The following is a 19,308-nucleotide window of genomic DNA, read 5'->3' as shown; positions in this document are numbered from 1 at the left end:
TAGGGTGGCAACGCGGGTAGCTCTCGTCCCTTTTGGGGATGAGGGCTTTTTTGTGTTTTCTACTAAATATTTTCCCATCATTAAGAATCTACTGGAGGTATGACGATGTTAGATATTAAACGCGTGCGCGACAATTTCGCGGAAATTAAAGAAATGCTATTAACACGTAATGAGGATTTAGGAAACTTAGATGACTTTGAACAATTAGATGCAAAGCGTCGTGAATTAATTGCAAAAACAGAAGAGCTTAAAGCTGAGCGTAATAAAGTATCTGAGCAAATTTCTATCATGAAGCGTAATAAAGAAAATGCAGATGAAGTTATTGCACGTATGCGTCAGGTGGGCGATGAAATTAAAGAGCTAGATGTCCAATTAAATGATGTAGAAGAACGCTTTAAAGATATGATGATGCGTTTACCAAACATTCCACATGAATCTGTACCAGTTGGCACAACAGAGGACGATAATGTAGAGGAATATACTTGGGGTGAGATTCCAACATTTGATTTTGACATTAAAGCACACTGGGATATCGCTACAGATTTAAAAATTGTAGACTTTGAACGTGGTGCAAAAGTGACTGGTAGTCGTTTCTTATTCTATCGTGGCCTTGGTGCTCGTTTAGAACGTGCATTAATGACGTTTATGATGGACTTACATGCAGAAGAGCATGGCTATGAAGAAATGCTACCACCTGTAATTGTCAATCGTGATAGCTTAACAGGTACAGGACAACTACCTAAATTTGAAGAAGATGTCTTCAAATTAGATGACACAGATTATTTCATGATTCCAACAGCAGAAGTACCGGTGACAAACTTCTATCGTGATGAAATTTTATCAGTTGAAGCATTACCACAGGGCTTTGCAGCATACAGTGCATGCTTCCGTTCAGAAGCGGGTTCTGCAGGTCGCGATACACGTGGTTTAATTCGCCAACATCAATTCAACAAAGTGGAATTAGTACGCTTTGTAAAACCAGAAGAATCTTATGAACAGCTAGAATTATTAACAGGCCACGCAGAAAAAGTACTACAATTATTAGGGTTACCATACCGCAAACTAAAAATGTGTACAGCTGATTTAGGCTTTACTGCAGCGAAAAAGTACGATCTAGAGGTTTGGATTCCTGCTCAAAATATGTACCGCGAAATCTCTTCATGCTCTAACTTTGAAGATTTCCAAGCACGTCGAGCAAATATCCGCTTCCGTCGTGAGCCAAATGCAAAACCAGAGTATGTACACACATTAAACGGCTCAGGTCTAGCAATCGGTCGTACAGTAGCAGCAATCTTAGAAAATTACCAGCAACAAGATGGAAGCGTAGTGATTCCAGAAGTATTAAGACCATATATGGGTGGAAAAGAAGTAATCGCTCCAAAGTAAAATGGACCGAAAGATAAAAGAAACTACTGTTGAAAATTTAATCTCAACAGTAGTTTTTCTTTTATAAAAGTATGCTAGCGAAATGATTTATCCGCATTATAATGTCTTATACTTCTTCATTTTCAGCAACTAATGTTTGTCGCGCCTTTTTCTCGGCTTTTTTGCGTTCACGTAGTGCTCTGAAAAAATCGGTTAAGATTTGTCCACATTTCTCGGCTAAAATACCTTCCGTTACTTCGCATTCATGGTTAAAGCGTGCATCGTTTAATAAACGATAGAGTGAATCGACACAGCCTGCTTTTATATCTCTTGCACCATATACAACACGCGGAACACGGGATTGCAAAATGGCACCTGCACACATAGGGCAAGGTTCAAGTGTCACATAAAGTGTTGTTTTTTCAAGGCGCCAGCTACCTATTTTTTTACAAGCCTCTTGAATAACCATTAGTTCAGCGTGAGTCGTTGCATTTTGTGTTGTTTCTCGTAAATTATGAGCTCGTGCAATAATCTCTCCATTATATACAAGTACAGCTCCTATTGGCACTTCTCCAAGTAAAGCTGCTTTCTTAGCTTCTTCCAGTGCACTGTTCATAAACAATCGGTCTGTTTCAAAAATATCCACTATGATCTCTCCTTATCATTTAGTGTATCTTGCTTAATTAACAATTGCTACTATCAAATATGTCTCGGTATAATCGTTGCTGTCGCTTCGCTTTAGCACAGATAACAATGCGTCCGGATTCAGTAAGAAGTTAAAACGTTGACATTTCCAATCTAACCATCTATATTTATATATGAACACATGCTCATATATAAATATAGATGGTTAGGGGTAAAATAAATGGATGAAAAATTACAAAATACAGAGGTTCAGACTAACAAAGAGCAACATTTAGACGAAGAGACACTATTCGTCGTGTCTCAAACATTTAAAGCATTAAGTGATCCGACAAGAATTCGTATTTTAAATTTATTATGTACGGATGAACATTCAGTCAACGACATTGCAGAAATTTTAGATTTAGGTCAATCAACAGTTTCACATCAATTACGTTTTTTGAAAAATTTACGGTTAGTGAAATATAGAAGAGAAGGCACAACTATATATTATTCAAAAGATGATGATCACATTATGAATTTGTTGCTGCAAGCTATTGAACATGCTACACATAACTAGAGTTAATGGAGGGGTAAAATATGGGGCATAATCATGATCACAGCCATGACCATACACATGGCGCAAATAAAAAGGTGTTAATAGTATCATTTATTATTATTACAAGTTATATGGTTGTTGAAGCGATTGGTGGCTATTTAACAAATAGTTTGGCTCTTTTATCTGATGCAGGACATATGTTAAGTGACTCAATTTCATTAGCAATAGCCTTACTTGCTTTTATGTTTGGAGAAAAGGCTGCGAGCTATAGTAAAACATATGGTTATAAACGATTTGAAATATTAGCAGCGGTATTAAACGGCGTGACTTTAATTTTGATTGCTTTATTCATTTTCTATGAAGCAATAGAACGTTTTGCAAATCCACCAGAAGTAGCAACTACAGGTATGCTAGTTATTAGTACAATCGGTCTTTTGGTAAATATTTTAGTAGCTTGGATTATGATGCGTGGCAGTGATACAAAAGATAATTTAAATATGCGTGGAGCTTTTTTACACGTATTAAGCGATATGCTTGGATCTGTAGGAGCCATCGTTGCCGCACTATTCATTATGTTTTTTGGTTGGGGCTGGGCTGATCCACTAGCGAGTGTTATTGTTGCAATATTAGTATTAAGAAGCGGCTACTACGTAACGAAGGCTGCTGTCCATGTTCTTATGGAAGGAACACCTTCAAACGTTGACGTTCAAGAGATCATACAAACTATTGTACAAACTGATGGAGTTTATAGCATTCACGATTTACACATTTGGACGATAACAAGTGGAACAAATGCACTTTCTTGTCATGCAGTTGTTGATGATCACCTAAAAATTGCGGACAGTGAGAATATATTACGAGAAATTGAACATAATCTTGAGCATAAGGGCATAAAGCATGTAACGATTCAATTGGAAACAGTAGAGCATAAGCATGATAATTCAATTTTATGTACAATAAAAAATGAGCAGTCGAATCATCATCACCATCATTAAAAAATTCTAAAAATTTTCAACTTTACATACCCTTCGTGGGTATGGTACTATGATTATGAAGTAGGAGGTGCATTTAATGGAGGATATAGTGAAAGAAGATGCTTGTCATACAGAGGAAGCTACTTCGTGTCGAAAAAGCCATCATCCTGAACGCGTTAAAAAGGATTTAACGACTCGTTTGAATCGAATTGAAGGTCAAATCCGAGGTATTAAAGGGATGATTGACAAAGACGTTTACTGTGATGATATTATTACGCAACTGTCTGCCACACAGTCTGCTTTAAATAGTGTAGCAAAGATATTATTAGAGGGTCATTTAAAGGGATGTGTAGTAGATCGCTTATCAGAAGGCGATGAAGCAGTGTTAGACGAATTAGTAGTGACTATTCAAAAATTAATGAAAAAGTAAAAATAAATATATACCCCTATACAGTTTTAAAAATAAAAGGAGAGATATTTTATGCAAAATGTAACTTTAAACGTACAAGGAATGTCATGTGGACATTGTGTAAACGCAGTGGAAAAAAGTGTTGGCGCTTTAGCTGGCGTTGAACAAGTAAAAGTAAACTTAGCTGATGGTTTAGTAGATGTAGCATTTGACCAAACACAAGTATCTCTAGACCAAATTAAAGAAACAATCGATGATCAAGGCTATGACGTTAAATAATATAAGTAGGGTGCTCTTGTAGCACTCTCTTATTTTCAATTAAACATACCCCCTAATGGTATGTGGAGAGGAGAAATAATGATGAGTTCGGAAATAAAAGAAGCGAATTTGCAAATTACAGGTATGACATGTGCAGCCTGTGCCACTCGTATAGAAAAAGGTTTAAATAAAATGGATGGTGTAGAACAAGCGACGGTTAATTTAGCCCTTGAAAAATCAGCGATTAAATATGATTCGACAAAGTTAAGTGAAGAGGATTTTGAAAAGAAAATTGAAGCTCTTGGCTACGGTGTCGTTAAACAAAAAACTGAATTCGACATTACAGGCATGACATGTGCAGCCTGCGCTACACGTATAGAAAAGGGTTTAAATAAACTAGCAGGTGTATCTTCTGCGAACGTAAACTTAGCACTCGAAAAAGCAACTATTGAGTTTAATCCATCTGAGGTGACGATTGCAGACATTGTTGCAAAAGTTGAGAAATTGGGATATGAAGCGCATCAAAAAGCAGATGAGAAAGAAACAGTAGATCATCGAGAACAGGCCATCAAACAACAGCAGAAAAAATTTATTTTATCGGCCATTCTTTCATTACCATTACTGTGGACGATGATAGGACATTTTTCAATTACATCATTTTTATATGTCCCTGAGTTTTTAATGAATCCGTGGGTACAAATGGTGTTGGCTACTCCTGTTCAGTTTATCATTGGAAAGCAATTTTATGTTGGAGCCTACAAAGCTTTGCGCAATGGTAGTGCTAATATGGATGTACTTGTAGTTATGGGGACATCTGCGGCTTATTTTTATAGTGTATATCAAGCAATTATTACCGCAGGATCACATCATGCCCCTCATCTATATTTTGAAACGAGTGCCGTATTAATTACTTTAATTTTATTAGGTAAATTATTTGAGGCAAAAGCAAAAGGTCGCTCATCTGAAGCAATCAAAAAATTAATGGGTCTTCAGGCAAAAACGGCGGTCGTTGTTCGAGATGGTGTTGAGAAAGAAGTACCATTAGAAGAAGTAGTTATTGGCGACATTATTTTAGTAAAACCAGGTGAGAAAATTCCTGTTGATGGTGAAGTATTAGATGGAACCACAGCTGTAGATGAATCGATGTTAACAGGAGAGAGTTTACCAGTTGATAAAAAGCAAGGTGACCTATTATTTGGTTCCACTATTAATAAAAATGGCTTTATTAAAATGACAGCAACTAAAGTCGGTCGTGATACGGCCTTGGCTCAAATTATTAAAGTTGTAGAAGATGCACAAGGCTCCAAAGCGCCAATCCAGCGCTTAGCAGACCAAATTTCGGGCGTCTTTGTACCAATCGTTGTTGGCATTGCGATTGTAACGTTTATAGTTTGGATTATATGGGTGCGGCCGGGTGAATTTACGCCTGCGCTTGAAGTATTAATTGCAGTTCTCGTTATCGCTTGTCCATGTGCGCTCGGATTAGCAACGCCAACATCTATTATGGCGGGCTCTGGTCGTGCAGCGGAATTTGGTATTTTATTTAAAGGTGGAGAGCATTTAGAGCAAACGCAAAGCATCGATACAGTAGTTGTTGATAAAACAGGTACAGTGACACACGGCAAACCTGTATTAACGGATGTTGTACTAGCGGCAAATCAAGACGAAACACGTTTTTTATCATTAATTGGTGCAGCGGAGAAGCAATCAGAACATCCGTTAGCAGAAGCAATTGTTCAAGGAATTGCTAATCGAGGTATTGATCTCGGAGATGTTCAATTCTTTGAAGCAATACCAGGTTACGGTGTGCAAGCGACTGTATCTGGTCAAGGAGTTGTCATCGGTACTCGTAAATTGATGCAGCAATACGGTATTCATATTGATGATATTCTACCAACAATGGAGCACTTAGAGGAAAATGGTAAAACGGCAATGTTAGCTGCAATTAACGGTCAGTATGCTGGCCTAGTAGCAGTTGCTGATACAGTTAAAGAGACTTCAAAAGAAGCTGTTCATCGTCTACAAGAAATGGGCATTACCGTTATTATGATGACTGGTGATAACGAACGTACAGCACAAGCAATTGGAGCAGAAGTTGGTGTGGATCATGTGATTGCAGAAGTACTTCCAGAAGGCAAAGCTAATGAAGTGAAAAAACTGCAAGCTACAGGTAAAAAAGTGGCGATGGTTGGTGATGGCATTAATGATGCGCCGGCACTTGCGACAGCTAATATTGGGATGGCGATTGGTACTGGTACAGATGTGGCTATGGAAGCAGCGGATATCACACTAATTCGTGGCGATTTAAACAGTATCGCGGATGCTATTATTATGAGTCGTAAAACAATGCGCAACATCAAACAAAACTTATTCTGGGCATTTGCTTACAATACATTAGGTATTCCAATTGCCGCAATCGGTTTACTAGCTCCTTGGGTAGCAGGGGCAGCGATGGCGTTTAGTTCAGTATCTGTCGTTTTAAATGCACTGCGTTTACAGCGAGTTAAATTATAAGAGTAACGATAGATCCACTTTGAGTGGGTCTATTTTTTTATTTATTACAGCGGATGTCACGGAATTGGTTTAGACCTCCTATTTTAATAGAGAAATAGTTTGATTCTGTTCTTCACTTTCTCACTATGATACAATGAAAAGCACTGATTCATTTTTAACTTCTAAAAAAAGTTAAATCCTCCGGACGCAATTATGCCGAGGCATAATTGATATAATTATACAAACCTCGAGAGACGGGGTAATTGACGATAGAATCCATAGAACATAAAGGAGGAGCTTCTGGTGACGGTTCCATTTGTTACGGTAGAAGGTCCGATTGGTGTTGGTAAAACCTCTTTATCTAAAGAGATGGCAGCGACATTTAATTACCATCTATTAAAAGAAATAGTAGACGAAAACCCTTTTCTAAATAAGTTTTATGAAAACATAGAGGAATGGAGCTTTCAGACGGAAATGTTCTTCCTATGTAATCGCTATAAACAATTATCAGATATAAAAAAATTTCGTTTAACGCAAGATAAACCTGTTGTAGCGGACTACCACATTTTTAAAAATTTAATATTTGCCAAGCGTACATTACTATCAACTGAGTATGATAAATACGAAGAAATTTATAAAATATTAACGAAAGATATGCCTGTTCCAAATGTAGTTGTTTATTTACATGCCAGTGTTGATACGTTGATGAAACGTATTGCGATGCGTGGTCGTGAATTTGAAAAAATGATTTCACGAGATTACATGGAGCAACTAGTGGCAGATTATCATTCCTTTATCGAGCATTTTGAGAACATGCATCCCGAAATTCCTGTTATTCGATTTAATGGTGATCAGCTTGATTTCGTAAAAAATCCAAATGATTTGAAATATGTTTTACAAACAATAAAGGACACGTTACAACAAAGGAGCTTGCAACAATGAATTTGAGAGAGAAATACGATATTCCTCCACAAACGGTCATTACAATCGCTGGTACGGTTGGTGTGGGGAAGTCAACAATGACAAAGGCGTTGGCAGAGGCGCTTAATTTCCGTACGTCATTTGAAAAGGTGGATACCAATCCATATTTAGATAAATTTTATGAGGACTTTGAAAAATGGAGCTTCCATCTACAGGTGTATTTTTTAGCGGAGCGTTTTAAGGAACAGAAGCGAATTTTTGAATATGGTGGCGGGTTTATTCAAGATCGCTCCATCTACGAAGATACTGGAATTTTTGCTAAGATGCACTATGACAAAGGTACAATGAGTCCCACAGATTACGAGACGTATACAAATTTATTTGATGCGATGGTGATGACACCGTACTTCCCTCATCCAGATTTACTTGTTTATCTAGAGGGGCCAATTGATGCTGTAATTGGACGTATTCAAGAGCGTGGACGTACAATGGAGCAACAAACACCGAATGATTATTGGATTGAAATGCATGAACGCTATGAGAACTGGATCAATAATTTTAATTCATGCCCAGTTCTACGATTAGATATTAATGATTATGATTTATTAAAAAATCCTGAAGCAATTGATTCAATTGTTAGCCGCATCAGTCATATGCTAAAACAAACGAGTCATTTACGTAAATAGAAAGTTATTAAAGCTAATATTTCTACAACAATAGGAAGAAAAATTTTGGCTTTCTGGCCGAAAGCGAAGCGACAGGCATAAACAAGCAGTTGAAGAAAATAAATGATCAAAAGACGTGAGACAATATGTAACCTATTGTGTCACGTCTTTTGAGTAGGAGGGATTGCTATAAGAATAGCGGTGTATTGCGGTTCTGGGTTAGGCAGAAACCCAATTTATGCAGAGAAGGCAGCCGAATTAGGGACTGTGTTAGCTCAAAATGGTCATGGTGTCGTTTATGGTGGTTCGAAAACAGGATTAATGGGGAAAGTAGCAGATGCAGTATTAGAGGCTGGGGGAGAGATTATTGGTGTGATGCCAACTCATTTGCAGGAGCGGGAATTAGCACATGCCTCGCTAACGGAGATTCATTTTGTTGAGTCTATGCATGTACGTAAAGCCAAAATGGTAGAGTTAGCAGATGCTTTTATAGCTTTACCAGGTGGTGGTGGGACAATGGATGAATATTTTGAAGTGTTTACGTGGGCACAAATAGGATTACATGAAAAGCCCGTAATTTTATATAATGTAAATGGCTTTTATGATGCACTTTTACAACAATTTCAGAAAATGCTCGAGGAAGGTTTTATACGCATGGAACAAAAATCACTTATTTGTATAGCTACTACATCTGAAGAAGTATTACACTTTTTAAAAAAACATGGGTAATATGCCCATGTTTTTTCTGCAATAAATAATCTGTATAAATATTTTTGTTGGGCTCATTAACATAAAAATTTTAGTTCGCTAATAAAATGAAAGAGGTGTAGGTTATGCAGACACTAAATACAGAAGTTACTGATGATCTAGTAGTGCTGGCAATTGAACGAAATATAGCCATTATCCGTTTTGATATGGAGCATAAAGTTGCCTATGTGAATGAACTATTTGCCAAAACATTAGGCTATAAAGTTGAGGAAATGATAGGAAAAGATCATAAGGATTTTTGTTTACCGGAATTTGCGAATAGCATAGAATACGGGAAATTCTGGCGCAACTTAGCTGCTGGCAATAGCTATCAGGATAAAATCGAAAGAATTGATGCAAGTGGAAATAGAATTTGGCTTGAGGCTACTTATATGCCTGTTTTCGCTAATAATTCAAGAAAGGTAATTGGCGTATCGAAAATCGCAACAAATATTACTGAACGCCAAAATGAAATTGTTACCGTAGCTGATACATTAAAGGTCATGTCTAAAGAGCTTTATAGCCGTTCGGAGGCTGGTATTCAAAATAGTGAGGATTTACTGGAAACGGTGAAAGAGGTTTCACAAGAGTCTGCCGATAATGTGAGAAATCTTGCGCAGCTACAGAAGCAAGCTGAATCTATTAAAGGGATTGTCAAAACCATTCAAGAAATTGCTTCTCAGACAAATTTACTTGCACTAAATGCAGCTATTGAAGCAGCAAGAGCTGGTGAGTATGGCCGAGGCTTTGATGTTGTAGCAAAAGAGGTTAGAAAACTTTCCGTAAGGGTAGAGCAATCTATTTCAGAAGTAAAAGATAATGTTGAGGGCATAGAGCGAGAGATTGGACAAGTCACTGAAAGTATCACGCGTATAGCTGAAAAAGTTGAAAAAACAAATGGTCAAATTAATGTAACAACGAATGATTTTACAGAAATTGCTACCGCAGCAGAGGCATTAGATGAACAATCAAGACATTTTATCGAAATAATATAAAATTGCGCCATATTAGAGCGAGGTAGTTTATCTAATATGGCGCAATTTTTAACTTTATTTATCCCTTTACACGTTTCATAAGAACGCAATAATTACAAGAATCAGAGGAAAGGTTAACGTTTGCTGCACACCGATGATGGGCCAGTCAGTATATTTGTAGTGCTCTTTCAATTGCTGAAATGCTTACTAAAGGGCATTGTTGTAATAGATACCCCCCAAATGTCTTATTTCCATAATTTACTGATATATATTGAAATAGTAGCTGAACTTTATTTACAATAATTGTGTAAGGCTTTCATAAATCATAATAGGGGTGTTATAGATGACAAAGGTGGAAGTAAGTTTTAAGCATTTACCAACGACTGCAGTATCAGATGCGACTGGAGGACATACGAATTTACGAAGTGATATTAAACCGTTAGCAGATCATTATAAAATTGCTGGTCGCGCGGTAACAGTGCGTTTACCAGATGGTGAAAATGGTGCAGTACTGGAAGCCATTCGAGCTGCTAGAGAAGGAGATATTTTAGTAATTGACGCTAAAGGGAATACCAATCGTGCAGTTGCCGGTGATTTTGTTCTTTCACTAGCGAAGGGTATTGGTATACAGGGTTTTGTCGTTGATGGTGTTATTCGTGATATTGCAGCTATTCGTGAGCTAGACTTTCCTGTATTTTCACTTGGTACAACGGTAGCAGCTGGCAATAAAAACGGAGGTGGGGAAGTAAATGTTCCTATTGCTATTGGGGGCGTTGCTGTTAATCCTGACGATTATATTATTGGGGATATGGACGGTGTTGTTGTGGTGCCTCAGAATGATGCAGAGCGTATTGTTGCTGCTGCTGAGGCCAAAATCCAAAAGGATGAAATACGTGCACAAGAAGCACACGTAAATGGGAATGAATCAATTATTGCTTATTTAGATAAAGTATTAACTTCTTTAAATTAAAAAAACCCTCACGATGCCATCCATACATCGTGAGGATTTTTTTTAGTTTTTATGCTAAATTTTCATTATCTTTAAAGTAATTTTTCATTTTTTCTGTATCGAAACGGCCTTCCCATTTCGCCATTACTAATGACGCAAGTGAGTTACCAATTACGTTAACGACTGTACGTCCCATATCAAGAATACGATCGATACCTGCGATGAATGCTAAACCTTCAATTGGAATGCCGACAGTACCTAAAGTTGCTAGAAGCACAACGAAGGATACTCCTGGAACACCTGCAATCCCTTTAGATGTAACCATTAATACAAGCATTAACGTAATTTGTTCACCAATGCTTAGGTGAATACCGTACATTTGAGCAATAAATAATGCAGCAATAGCTTGGTACAATGTAGAACCATCTAAGTTAAAGGAGTAACCGGTAGGAATAACAAAGGATACGATATCTTTTGGTGCACCTAGTTTCTCCATTTTCATCATAATACGTGGTAATACAGCTTCAGAACTTGCTGTTGAGAACGCTAAAATCAGCTCATCTTTTAGTACTTTAATTAAGAAGAAGATGTTGATACCCGCGAATTTTGCAACAAGACCTAGAACGACAAAGATAAAGAATAGCATTGTTGCATAAACAAGAATAGCAAGTTTGCCGAGTGGTATAAGTGAAGCGAATCCATATTTGGAAACGGTTACACCAATTAAACCAAATACCCCAATTGGAGCGAATTTCATTACGAGGTTAGTTACCCAGAACATAGCATCTGCTACCCCTTGGAAGAAGTCTAATACTGGTTTACCTCGTTCGCCAACGGCAGCTACCCCTAAACCAAAAATAACTGAGAAGAAGATTATAGCAAGCATATTACCTTCAGACATAGCTTGAATGATATTTGTTGGTACAATGCCTACAATAATATCAAATGGTCCTTCATGCTTTACTGTTTCTGTAGTTGCAACATATTTCGAAATATCTCCTTGAGAGAGCTCGTTCATGTTTACACCTGCACCTGGTTGGAATAAGTTTGCAGAAAGTAAACCAATTACAATTGCTACAGTTGTAATAATTTCAAAGTAAATAAGTGATTTACCACCTAATCGTCCAAGCTGTTTCATATCTCCAGTTCCAGCAACACCAACGATTAATGTCGAGATAATGATCGGTACAACAATCATCTTAATTAGATGAAGGAAAATATCACCTAGAGGTTGTAAATATGTTTCGATTTTGGGGTTTCCGTAAAAAATACCGCCAACAATAATCCCTAAAATCAAACCGACTAAAATTTGAGTCGCTAAACTGATTCTAAATTTCTTCTTCAAAACCTTAGTACCCCCTAATATTAAAATTTTTAGGACTTGCCTTACTTTAATAATACGGAGGACTTATGAAATCCGACAAAATCCGAGAAAATTAATTTATTTTTGTTAAAATGTCTGAATATAATACCTGAATAAACTTCTTAATATTAACTTTTGCTTTACGATTTCCGTGATCCTCTATCTGAGTCATAAGCTGACGAATTTCTTTAAAGTCAAAGTATCGAGGTGCGTAATATTCAAATTCGGAGTTTGTATAATCCACGACACCTAAATTAGCGAGATTTATCATCGCTGCTAATATTGTACGGCGCACACGCTGTTCAATGGCTTTACTTTCCTTCAAAATTTCATCTGGTGTAGCCTTTGTGACAGCTGCAATTTCCTCATAAAGTTCCTTTAATGGAGGAAGTGGCGCAATTTTGTGCTGATGAGCAAGCAATGTTTCGATGATAGCTATAATATCTTCGCTTCCGAGTTCACCAACGATACCCATATCATTTAAGATGGATTGAATATGATCACGTGATGTTGCTTTATGATTTATTTGTTCACTTAGATCAATATTTGTAAGTGATTGGCGAATAATAAGCAATGAGTTTTTTAGGCGAAATTGTTCAGTTGTTTTACGTAAAACATTCTCAACCTCAATACGGTTTATAGGTTTATGAATAAAGAAATCTATACCTTGCTCATATGCCTCGCCTACCATTTCCTTATTCACTACTTGAGAAATCATGACAAATTGTCCCTCAAAACGATTTTGAATAAGGTGCTCGACTGTTGCTATCCCATCAAGCTTAGGCATAAGCAAATCAATCAGCACAAACTCTGGCTGTGTCATTAAAATTTGTGGAATGGCGTCCTCACCATTGCGTGCTTCACCAATTACTGTACCTAAACCACTATCTTCAATAATTTGCTTTAACATGCCCCGACTTGCACGATCATCATCTACAATAAAATACCTCATTTAAGTCTCTCCCGTTTGAATAGTTTGTGTAGGAACTGTAATTTTAAACATCGTGTTTTGATTGTTTGATTCAACGGTTATTGAGCCATTTAATTTATTTACCAATTCAACAACATGTGAAAGCCCAATACCTGTTGCTGCGACACCGTCTACATTGTATTTTGTGGTGTATCCAGGTTCAAAAATAATAGAGAGGTTACTTTGTGGGATACCCTTCCCGTTATCACATACTGTTATTAAAGTATCATCCTGTTGCTGCTGAATGGCAATAGAAATGATGCCTTGACCATCGATTGCTTCAATAGCATTAGCTGTTAAATTATTTAAAAGTGCAAGCAATGCAATATGTTCTTTCGTTTGAAAATCGCCATCAATTTTTATTATAAACTCAATTTCTTTCCTTAAAAATTCTGCGTATTTACTGTTGCCATCTTCAATAAAATGTAATAATTCTGATAATCTTAGGGAGCCAAAGCTCTTCTCGCCAACAATTTTAGAAATACCTGCATAAATGCGTTGTGAATCCTTCTTTACTTCATGAATTTCCTGGGCAATATGAAGTGCCTGTAAACTTTCTGCACGATAGCCTAGCAATTTTAACTGTCGATATAAATCAAACCCGCTGGCTGTAATTACTTCTATGTGGTTCATAGATTTTTTTAAATAAAGTGTCTCAACATATAAATCTGAGCCGATAGTAAGCATCTCCTGAACACGTTTTTTTTGCTCGGCAATTAAAATGGAACTATAAATACCAACAACAAAAAAACTACGTAATAAAGCAACTGCTAACAGTATAAGTAAATCATGAAGGAGTAGAAAAGTATAAGAATTTATTAAAAAACGAAATAGTTGTTCCACTAAATTACTGAATACTTCACTAAACGCAACTAGCAATCCAAGAAATAGTGGTTTTTCTCTATATTGATGGATGCTTAGAATTTGTAGGCATATTGCAAACAGTATATAAAATGCAGCAGCAGGTAAATGTATAAGTAAACCATCTACTAATGGAACATCATGTATAGAGTAATTAATGATAACTCGAAAAATGGTTGTCACGATGCTCGTAGTAATTCCAGCCAAAATGATAGGTGTAGGTCTAAGTAGAGTGCATAAAAAGAAAATAATACTTCCTAATCCAAAACGAAAAGGTGTATCAGCGAAAGGCATTATTTTAATCTCACTACCGATAGCAGTTAATAGAGCAATTATTAAAATCCAAGTGAGGGATGCTCGAGATAAGTAAAACTTCGAGTGCATAAAAAAATCCTTCCTAATCAATATTAACGAAGCAATATAGCAAAGAAAAGGTTTGCTAAGAGCTCGTTGCGTATTTGCAATAAAAGTAATTGTACCACTACTTTTGATGTTGCGTTGAGGCAGAACTCGACTTCGAAACGAAAGTGTTATTGTCTAAAGAAGATATGCTATAGATTATTCCCAGTTATAAAATCATAATTTACAATAAAAAAATACCACAACCTAAGTGGAAGTGGTATCTAGTAAGTGTTACATATAATTTTTAGGCAAAAAAAAACGGCTACTTTCGTAGTCGGAATTTTAAAACTGGAGGAGGTAGAGGGATTCGAACCCCCGCGCGGTGTTACCCGCCTGTCGGTTTTCAAGACCGATCCCTTCAGCCAGACTTGGGTATACCTCCATGTTGTTTTGTTGCATTGTCTCATCGACAAGAATTAATTTATCATATTTTGAAATACACGTCAACATATTTTCTCATGTTTTTTTATAATTGTTTATTTACAGTACAGATAGAATGTTCCATACAAATATTATGTGTATTATGTTGCAATTTATGAAAACAGTAAGTATACTAGTTATTGCCGTGCTAGGTGGGAAGGTAGCGGTGTCCTGTAACTCGCAATCCGCTCTAGCGAGACTGAATTCCTTTTTCGAGGCTGTCCGTATTGTTTGGTCTGCCTTTTGCACGTAGTGTTGACGATTGGGTCCTGCGCAATGGATACCCATGAACCATGTCAGGTCCGGAAGGAAGCAGCATTAAGTGGTCTTATTCATGTGCCGCGGGGTTGCCTAATCTGAGCTAACGACAAGAGTAACGCTTATGTGCGGCTGTCGAAGAAAGGTGCACGGCATTAAATTGCCAATTCAAACGCATCCGTCTACAAAAGGCGGATGCGTTTTTTTGTATTATTTTTTATAATGTTAGATTTTTTAGACGTATGGGCAATACCAGAACGTTTGAAGAAGTTATAAATGGTGCGAAGCAAACGGATAGGAGCTGAAAGCATCGGCCTTCATTATGGTAAGTGAAAGAGAATCGTCCCGAATTTTTAGAAAAACGATGACACTATTTTATAAATAATGAGGCAAATGCTATAATAGAACTATTCTATATAATGAAGAAAAGGAGAGGAAACCATTGACGTATCAAGCATTTTATCGTGTGTATCGACCTCAATCATTCCGAGAAATGTCTGGTCAAGCACATGTCAAAAGAACGCTACAAAATGCTCTCCTAGCGAATAAAACAACGCATGCTTATTTATTTTCCGGCCCACGTGGTACCGGGAAAACAAGTACAGCTAAAATTTTTGCAAAGGCTTTAAACTGTGAGCATGCACCATCAAATGAGCCTTGTAATGAATGTGCTACTTGTTTAAGTATTACAGATGGTTCTCATCCAGATGTTATTGAATTTGACGCGGCGTCTAATTCACGAGTTGAAGAAATACGTGACATCATTGAGAAAGTTCGATTTGCTCCTGCAAGTAGCAGATATAAAGTGTATATCATTGATGAAGTGCATATGCTTTCTACAAGTGCTTTTAATGCTCTTTTAAAGACATTAGAAGAACCACCTTCTCATGCTGTATTTATTTTAGCGACGACAGAGCCCCATAAATTGCCTGCTACGATTATTTCGCGATGTCAGCGCTTTGATTTCAAACGTCTTTCAACCAATGATATTATTGAGCGCATGAAAGTTGTATTAGAGGATATTAAGTTACCATTTGAGGAACAAGGTTTAAAGGTAATCGCACAATCGGCAGCTGGTGGTATGCGTGATGCTTTAAGCTTATTAGATCAGGTCGTATCCTTCAGCGGAGAAAAGTTGAAGCTTGAGGATACATTACTTGTTACAGGTTCTATTAGTCAGGAAGTTTTCTATGAATTAGCAGAAGCTCTAAAAGTAAAAGATGTCGCACAAATGCTAGCGCTATTAGAGCAACTTATTGCAGATGGGAAAGATCCTCTTCGTCTTTCAGAGGACCTGATTACATTTTTCCGGGACTTATTATTACTGCAAACAAGTGAAGATTTGGCCGAATTATTAGAACTAGTATCACCAGAGGAGAGAGTATTTACATTAGCTCATGATTTTGCACCGGATTTGCTATATGGTTATATTGATATTTTAGCGAAAACACAGCAAGAAATGCGGTTCTCCCACCATACAAAGATTTACTTAGAAACAGCGTTACTTAAAATGGTGCAGTTTTCGGGTGGTGCAGTTGGTCAGACTACCACTTCGGGTGAGGTAGCTATGAGCCCTGAGCTCGCTCAAAAAATCGTGGCACTTGAGCAAATGGTGCAACAACTATCAGCCCAATTACAAGCTGGTGCTCCTGTGCAAACGGCGCAAACACCAAAAGAGCAACGTCCACGAGCAAAAAGTCCAAATGGCTATAAAGCACCAACAGGCCGTATTCAAGAGATACTAAAAGATGCTACAAAGCAAGATGTGCAACGTATTAAATCGGTTTGGGCACAGGCGTTAAGCCAAATGCAAAAATCTCAATCAGCTCTTTTAGCAGAGGCTGAACCTGTTGCGGCATCATCAAGTGCTTTTGTGTTAAAATTCAAGTATGATATTCATTGTCAAATGGTTGCTGATAATCAATCCCTAAAAGCTCAATTCACACAATTAATTGCAGGGCAAACTGGTACTATGTATGAAATGCTTTGTACACCTGAAGAAGCTTGGTTAAAATTACGTGAAGAGTTTATTCGTGATCATGGCTTAGAGCAGCAGAAAAAATCTCAGAATGAAACCGATCATGAAATGGAATTATTAGAACCACCACCGGCAGAAATGCCAGAGGGGCCGTTTATCGACGATGCTCAACCGCTTGCTTCACAAGATCCACTTGTGACGGAAGCAGAAAAGCTGTTTGGTAAAGATTTTATTGAAATTGTTGAAGATTAATCATTTAGGAGGAATATGTTTATGCGCGGAATGGGAAATATGCAAGGTATGATGAAAAAAATGCAAAAAATGCAAAAAGAAATGATGGAGGCTCAAGAGGCTTTAAATGCAGAGCAATTTGAAGGCGCAGCTGGTGGCGGTATGGTGAAAGTAACTGTAACTGGTCAACGTGAAGTCGTAGAAGTAAATCTTGATCCATCAGTAGTAGATCCAGAAGATATCGAAATGCTACAAGATTTAATCGTTATTGCTACAAATGAAGCATTGAAAAAAGTAGATGAAAAAACAAATGCAACAATGGGTAAATTCACTCAAGGCATGAACCTTCCGTTCTAGGAGGTAAATAAATGTACTATCCAGAACCAATATCGAAACTGATTGATAGTTTTATGAAATTGCCAGGTATCGGGCCGAAGACCGCGGCTCGTCTGGCGTTTTTTGTGTTAACAATGAAAGAGGATGATGTTTTGTCCTTTTCAAAGTCATTAATTGATGCTAAACGAAATTTAAGCTACTGCTCCGTATGTGGCAACATAACTGATGTAGATCCTTGCCATATTTGTACGGATAAACAACGAGATCATTCTATTATTTGTGTTGTCCAAGATACAAAAGATGTGATTGCGATGGAAAAAATGCGTGATTTCAATGGTATGTATCACGTATTACAGGGAGCTATTTCACCTATGGATGGTATTGGTCCAGAGGATATTAATGTCGCTTCACTACTAGTTCGTTTGCAAGATGAGGCTGTTCAGGAGCTTATTTTAGCTACGAATTCAACTATTGAGGGTGAGGCGACAGCTATGTATATTTCTCGTCTAGTGAAGCCGTCTGGCATTCGAACAACACGGATCGCTCATGGGCTACCGGTAGGTGGAGATTTAGAGTATGCAGATGAAGTAACGTTATCGAAGGCAATGGAAGGTCGCCGAGAATTGTGAGTGAGGGATTAATATGTTCTTCCGCAGTAAGGGAAAATTAAAAAAAGAATTCGATGACAAGCTGGTGAATCTTATAAAAGAAACAAAAGAGGATTTACAGCAGGCGAAGATAATTGAAGAATTGCTAGATGACTATGATTTAGAAGTAATCGCTCAACGAAAAGCGGCGGAGAGTATACATTTTTATTTATTCAAGGAAGCTAGAATTCGAAGAGTATTAATTAAATAATAGTTTTTCAGCTTATTTCATTCGGTGTCCAAACATCCGCCGGAGGCATAATTGATATTCATAGAAGCAAAACAGGAAACATAAACTTTCATAATTATATTGCTAAGGGGGAAACCATTTGTCGTGGTTAGTAATTATGAGTTTTTGTGTACCTGTAGTGCTTCTTTTTCTTTATATAATAATAAGACATGCTAAAATGGGTAAAATTTTAGAAGGAATGTCTGTGTTTTGGTTTAGGTTTGCCTTTGCCTTTCTTCTATTATTTATTATTCATTTAGGTATAGGGTATGCTGGCTATAATGTACCGATTAATCTATTTTCAGTGTTAACAATTGCAATTTTAGGTATTCCGGGTGTACTAGGAATAACTGCTTTAATATTTTTTTTATAAAATGCTTGCAAATCAAAAGTATTGTGGTATAGTAATAAGAGTCGTTAAGATAACTGTTGAAAAACAAACAATTAAATTAAATCGAATTTAGTTGTTGACATCGGATATGCGACATGATATTATATAAGAGTTGCTGCTAAACGAGCGGTAACGAAATGAACCTTGAAAACTGAACAAGCAAAACGTAATCAATAAAGTTTTTAGTAGCTAACCTTGAGTTGGTGAACGAAACAAAATTTTGGACATCAAACATGATGCCAGCAAAACAATTTGAGCTAATCAAATTTCTTTTTATGGAGAGTTTG

Annotated in this window: 20 protein-coding genes, 1 tRNA gene, 1 other RNA gene and 1 other annotated feature (1 of these 23 only partly in view); of the genes, 17 read left to right on the top strand and 5 right to left on the bottom strand. The window is 37.1% G+C overall.

Annotation, left to right across the window (positions count from 1 at the left end; all coding sequences use genetic code 11):
• Positions 1 to 34 (top strand) — a binding site (T-box leader); it begins 190 nt to the left of the window's first position.
• Between the two features lie 71 nt (positions 35 to 105).
• Positions 106 to 1,386, top strand: coding sequence for a serine--tRNA ligase (gene serS, locus ACQKMV_RS23000; RefSeq protein ID WP_427506730.1), 1,281 nt, complete (start codon positions 106 to 108; stop codon positions 1,384 to 1,386).
• Between the two features lie 106 nt (positions 1,387 to 1,492).
• Here the strand turns inward: serS and tadA are convergent, their stop codons facing one another.
• Complete coding sequence (tadA, locus tag ACQKMV_RS22995) at positions 1,493 to 2,011, bottom strand: tRNA adenosine(34) deaminase TadA (RefSeq protein WP_427506729.1); 519 nt, start codon at positions 2,009 to 2,011, stop codon at positions 1,493 to 1,495.
• 219 nt (positions 2,012 to 2,230) lie between these two features.
• Here tadA and ACQKMV_RS22990 point away from each other — a divergent pair, with 219 nt between their 5' ends.
• The 10 genes from ACQKMV_RS22990 to ACQKMV_RS22945 all read left to right on the top strand — a co-directional run bounded on the left by ACQKMV_RS22990 (position 2,231) and on the right by ACQKMV_RS22945 (position 10,956).
• Positions 2,231 to 2,566 carry an ArsR/SmtB family transcription factor gene (locus ACQKMV_RS22990; RefSeq protein ID WP_427506728.1) on the top strand — a complete coding sequence of 112 codons (336 nt, stop codon included), beginning with the start codon at positions 2,231 to 2,233 and terminating at the stop codon, positions 2,564 to 2,566.
• A gap of 20 nt (positions 2,567 to 2,586) precedes the next feature.
• The gene (locus tag ACQKMV_RS22985; protein WP_427506727.1) at positions 2,587 to 3,540 is read left to right on the top strand and encodes a cation diffusion facilitator family transporter; all 954 of its coding nucleotides are present in this window, start codon (positions 2,587 to 2,589) and stop codon (positions 3,538 to 3,540) included.
• Between the two features lie 76 nt (positions 3,541 to 3,616).
• Entirely contained in the window at positions 3,617 to 3,949 is a 333-nt protein-coding gene (locus ACQKMV_RS22980; protein WP_049662516.1) for a metal-sensitive transcriptional regulator, read from the top strand.
• Positions 3,950 to 4,000: 51 nt separating this feature from the next.
• Positions 4,001 to 4,207 carry a copper chaperone CopZ gene (copZ, locus tag ACQKMV_RS22975; protein ID WP_427506725.1) on the top strand — a complete coding sequence of 69 codons (207 nt, stop codon included), beginning with the start codon at positions 4,001 to 4,003 and terminating at the stop codon, positions 4,205 to 4,207.
• A gap of 81 nt (positions 4,208 to 4,288) precedes the next feature.
• On the top strand, positions 4,289 to 6,700 hold the full coding sequence (locus ACQKMV_RS22970) for a heavy metal translocating P-type ATPase (protein WP_427506723.1): 2,412 nt from the start codon (positions 4,289 to 4,291) through the stop codon (positions 6,698 to 6,700).
• Between the two features lie 282 nt (positions 6,701 to 6,982).
• Positions 6,983 to 7,621, top strand: coding sequence for a deoxynucleoside kinase (locus ACQKMV_RS22965; protein ID WP_427426843.1), 639 nt, complete (start codon positions 6,983 to 6,985; stop codon positions 7,619 to 7,621).
• Positions 7,618 to 8,286, top strand: a complete 669-nt coding sequence (locus ACQKMV_RS22960; RefSeq protein ID WP_427426844.1) for a deoxynucleoside kinase — start codon at positions 7,618 to 7,620, stop codon at positions 8,284 to 8,286. Before ACQKMV_RS22965 ends, ACQKMV_RS22960 begins: the two co-directional genes overlap by 4 nt.
• Before the next feature lie 180 nt (positions 8,287 to 8,466).
• Positions 8,467 to 8,994, top strand: coding sequence for a TIGR00730 family Rossman fold protein (locus ACQKMV_RS22955; protein ID WP_427506722.1), 528 nt, complete (start codon positions 8,467 to 8,469; stop codon positions 8,992 to 8,994).
• 104 nt (positions 8,995 to 9,098) lie between these two features.
• Positions 9,099 to 10,007: a methyl-accepting chemotaxis protein gene (locus ACQKMV_RS22950; protein WP_427506721.1), complete on the top strand. Its 909-nt coding sequence runs from the start codon at positions 9,099 to 9,101 to the stop codon at positions 10,005 to 10,007.
• Positions 10,008 to 10,329: 322 nt separating this feature from the next.
• Positions 10,330 to 10,956, top strand: coding sequence for an RraA family protein (locus tag ACQKMV_RS22945; protein ID WP_427506719.1), 627 nt, complete (start codon positions 10,330 to 10,332; stop codon positions 10,954 to 10,956).
• 49 nt (positions 10,957 to 11,005) lie between these two features.
• On the opposite strand, the gene ACQKMV_RS22940 is transcribed toward ACQKMV_RS22945, so the two are convergent.
• The 4 genes from ACQKMV_RS22940 to ACQKMV_RS22925 form a co-directional block, all read right to left on the bottom strand.
• Positions 11,006 to 12,280 (bottom strand): cation:dicarboxylate symporter family transporter, encoded by a 1,275-nt coding sequence (locus tag ACQKMV_RS22940; protein ID WP_427506717.1) that lies wholly within the window; start codon positions 12,278 to 12,280, stop codon positions 11,006 to 11,008.
• A 91-nt stretch (positions 12,281 to 12,371) separates the two neighbouring features.
• Positions 12,372 to 13,250 (bottom strand): response regulator, encoded by an 879-nt coding sequence (locus tag ACQKMV_RS22935; protein WP_427506715.1) that lies wholly within the window; start codon positions 13,248 to 13,250, stop codon positions 12,372 to 12,374.
• A complete protein-coding gene (locus ACQKMV_RS22930; RefSeq protein ID WP_427506714.1) occupies positions 13,251 to 14,513 on the bottom strand; it encodes an ATP-binding protein in 1,263 nt (420 codons plus the stop codon). It lies immediately after the preceding gene.
• A 307-nt stretch (positions 14,514 to 14,820) separates the two neighbouring features.
• Positions 14,821 to 14,913, bottom strand: a tRNA-Ser gene (locus ACQKMV_RS22925).
• A gap of 181 nt (positions 14,914 to 15,094) precedes the next feature.
• On the opposite strand from ACQKMV_RS22925, the gene ffs reads away from it, so the two are divergent.
• From ffs to ACQKMV_RS22895, 6 genes are all read left to right on the top strand, one after another.
• Positions 15,095 to 15,362, top strand: an RNA gene (gene ffs / locus ACQKMV_RS22920) — signal recognition particle sRNA large type.
• A gap of 289 nt (positions 15,363 to 15,651) precedes the next feature.
• Positions 15,652 to 17,439: a DNA polymerase III subunit gamma/tau gene (dnaX, locus tag ACQKMV_RS22915; protein WP_427506713.1), complete on the top strand. Its 1,788-nt coding sequence runs from the start codon at positions 15,652 to 15,654 to the stop codon at positions 17,437 to 17,439.
• 21 nt (positions 17,440 to 17,460) lie between these two features.
• Entirely contained in the window at positions 17,461 to 17,775 is a 315-nt protein-coding gene (locus ACQKMV_RS22910) for a YbaB/EbfC family nucleoid-associated protein (protein ID WP_427426851.1), read from the top strand.
• A gap of 11 nt (positions 17,776 to 17,786) precedes the next feature.
• Positions 17,787 to 18,383, top strand: coding sequence for a recombination mediator RecR (recR, locus tag ACQKMV_RS22905; RefSeq protein WP_427506712.1), 597 nt, complete (start codon positions 17,787 to 17,789; stop codon positions 18,381 to 18,383).
• A 13-nt stretch (positions 18,384 to 18,396) separates the two neighbouring features.
• A complete protein-coding gene (locus tag ACQKMV_RS22900; protein ID WP_049662544.1) occupies positions 18,397 to 18,612 on the top strand; it encodes a YaaL family protein in 216 nt (71 codons plus the stop codon).
• Between the two features lie 118 nt (positions 18,613 to 18,730).
• The gene (locus tag ACQKMV_RS22895) at positions 18,731 to 19,003 is read left to right on the top strand and encodes a pro-sigmaK processing inhibitor BofA family protein (RefSeq protein ID WP_427426853.1); all 273 of its coding nucleotides are present in this window, start codon (positions 18,731 to 18,733) and stop codon (positions 19,001 to 19,003) included.
• The last annotated feature ends 305 nt before the right edge of the window (positions 19,004 to 19,308 follow it).

Source organism: Lysinibacillus sp. NPDC094403, assembly GCF_050278745.1.
In the GTDB taxonomy this organism is placed as follows: domain Bacteria; phylum Bacillota; class Bacilli; order Bacillales_A; family Planococcaceae; genus Lysinibacillus.
The sequence above is the reverse complement of the archived record's forward strand: the minus strand, read 5'-3'. Positions and strand labels throughout refer to the sequence as shown.

Coding starts and splice junctions, on each gene's coding strand:
- serS (WP_427506730.1), top strand. CDS start 106: ATGTTAGATATTAAACGCGTGCGCGACAATTTCGCGGAAATTAAAGAA.
- ACQKMV_RS22990 (WP_427506728.1), top strand. CDS start 2,231: ATGGATGAAAAATTACAAAATACAGAGGTTCAGACTAACAAAGAGCAA.
- ACQKMV_RS22985 (WP_427506727.1), top strand. CDS start 2,587: ATGGGGCATAATCATGATCACAGCCATGACCATACACATGGCGCAAAT.
- ACQKMV_RS22980 (WP_049662516.1), top strand. CDS start 3,617: ATGGAGGATATAGTGAAAGAAGATGCTTGTCATACAGAGGAAGCTACT.
- copZ (WP_427506725.1), top strand. CDS start 4,001: ATGCAAAATGTAACTTTAAACGTACAAGGAATGTCATGTGGACATTGT.
- ACQKMV_RS22970 (WP_427506723.1), top strand. CDS start 4,289: ATGAGTTCGGAAATAAAAGAAGCGAATTTGCAAATTACAGGTATGACA.
- ACQKMV_RS22960 (WP_427426844.1), top strand. CDS start 7,618: ATGAATTTGAGAGAGAAATACGATATTCCTCCACAAACGGTCATTACA.
- ACQKMV_RS22950 (WP_427506721.1), top strand. CDS start 9,099: ATGCAGACACTAAATACAGAAGTTACTGATGATCTAGTAGTGCTGGCA.
- ACQKMV_RS22945 (WP_427506719.1), top strand. CDS start 10,330: ATGACAAAGGTGGAAGTAAGTTTTAAGCATTTACCAACGACTGCAGTA.
- ACQKMV_RS22935 (WP_427506715.1), bottom strand. CDS start 13,250: ATGAGGTATTTTATTGTAGATGATGATCGTGCAAGTCGGGGCATGTTA.
- ACQKMV_RS22930 (WP_427506714.1), bottom strand. CDS start 14,513: ATGCACTCGAAGTTTTACTTATCTCGAGCATCCCTCACTTGGATTTTA.
- ACQKMV_RS22910 (WP_427426851.1), top strand. CDS start 17,461: ATGCGCGGAATGGGAAATATGCAAGGTATGATGAAAAAAATGCAAAAA.
- recR (WP_427506712.1), top strand. CDS start 17,787: ATGTACTATCCAGAACCAATATCGAAACTGATTGATAGTTTTATGAAA.
- ACQKMV_RS22900 (WP_049662544.1), top strand. CDS start 18,397: ATGTTCTTCCGCAGTAAGGGAAAATTAAAAAAAGAATTCGATGACAAG.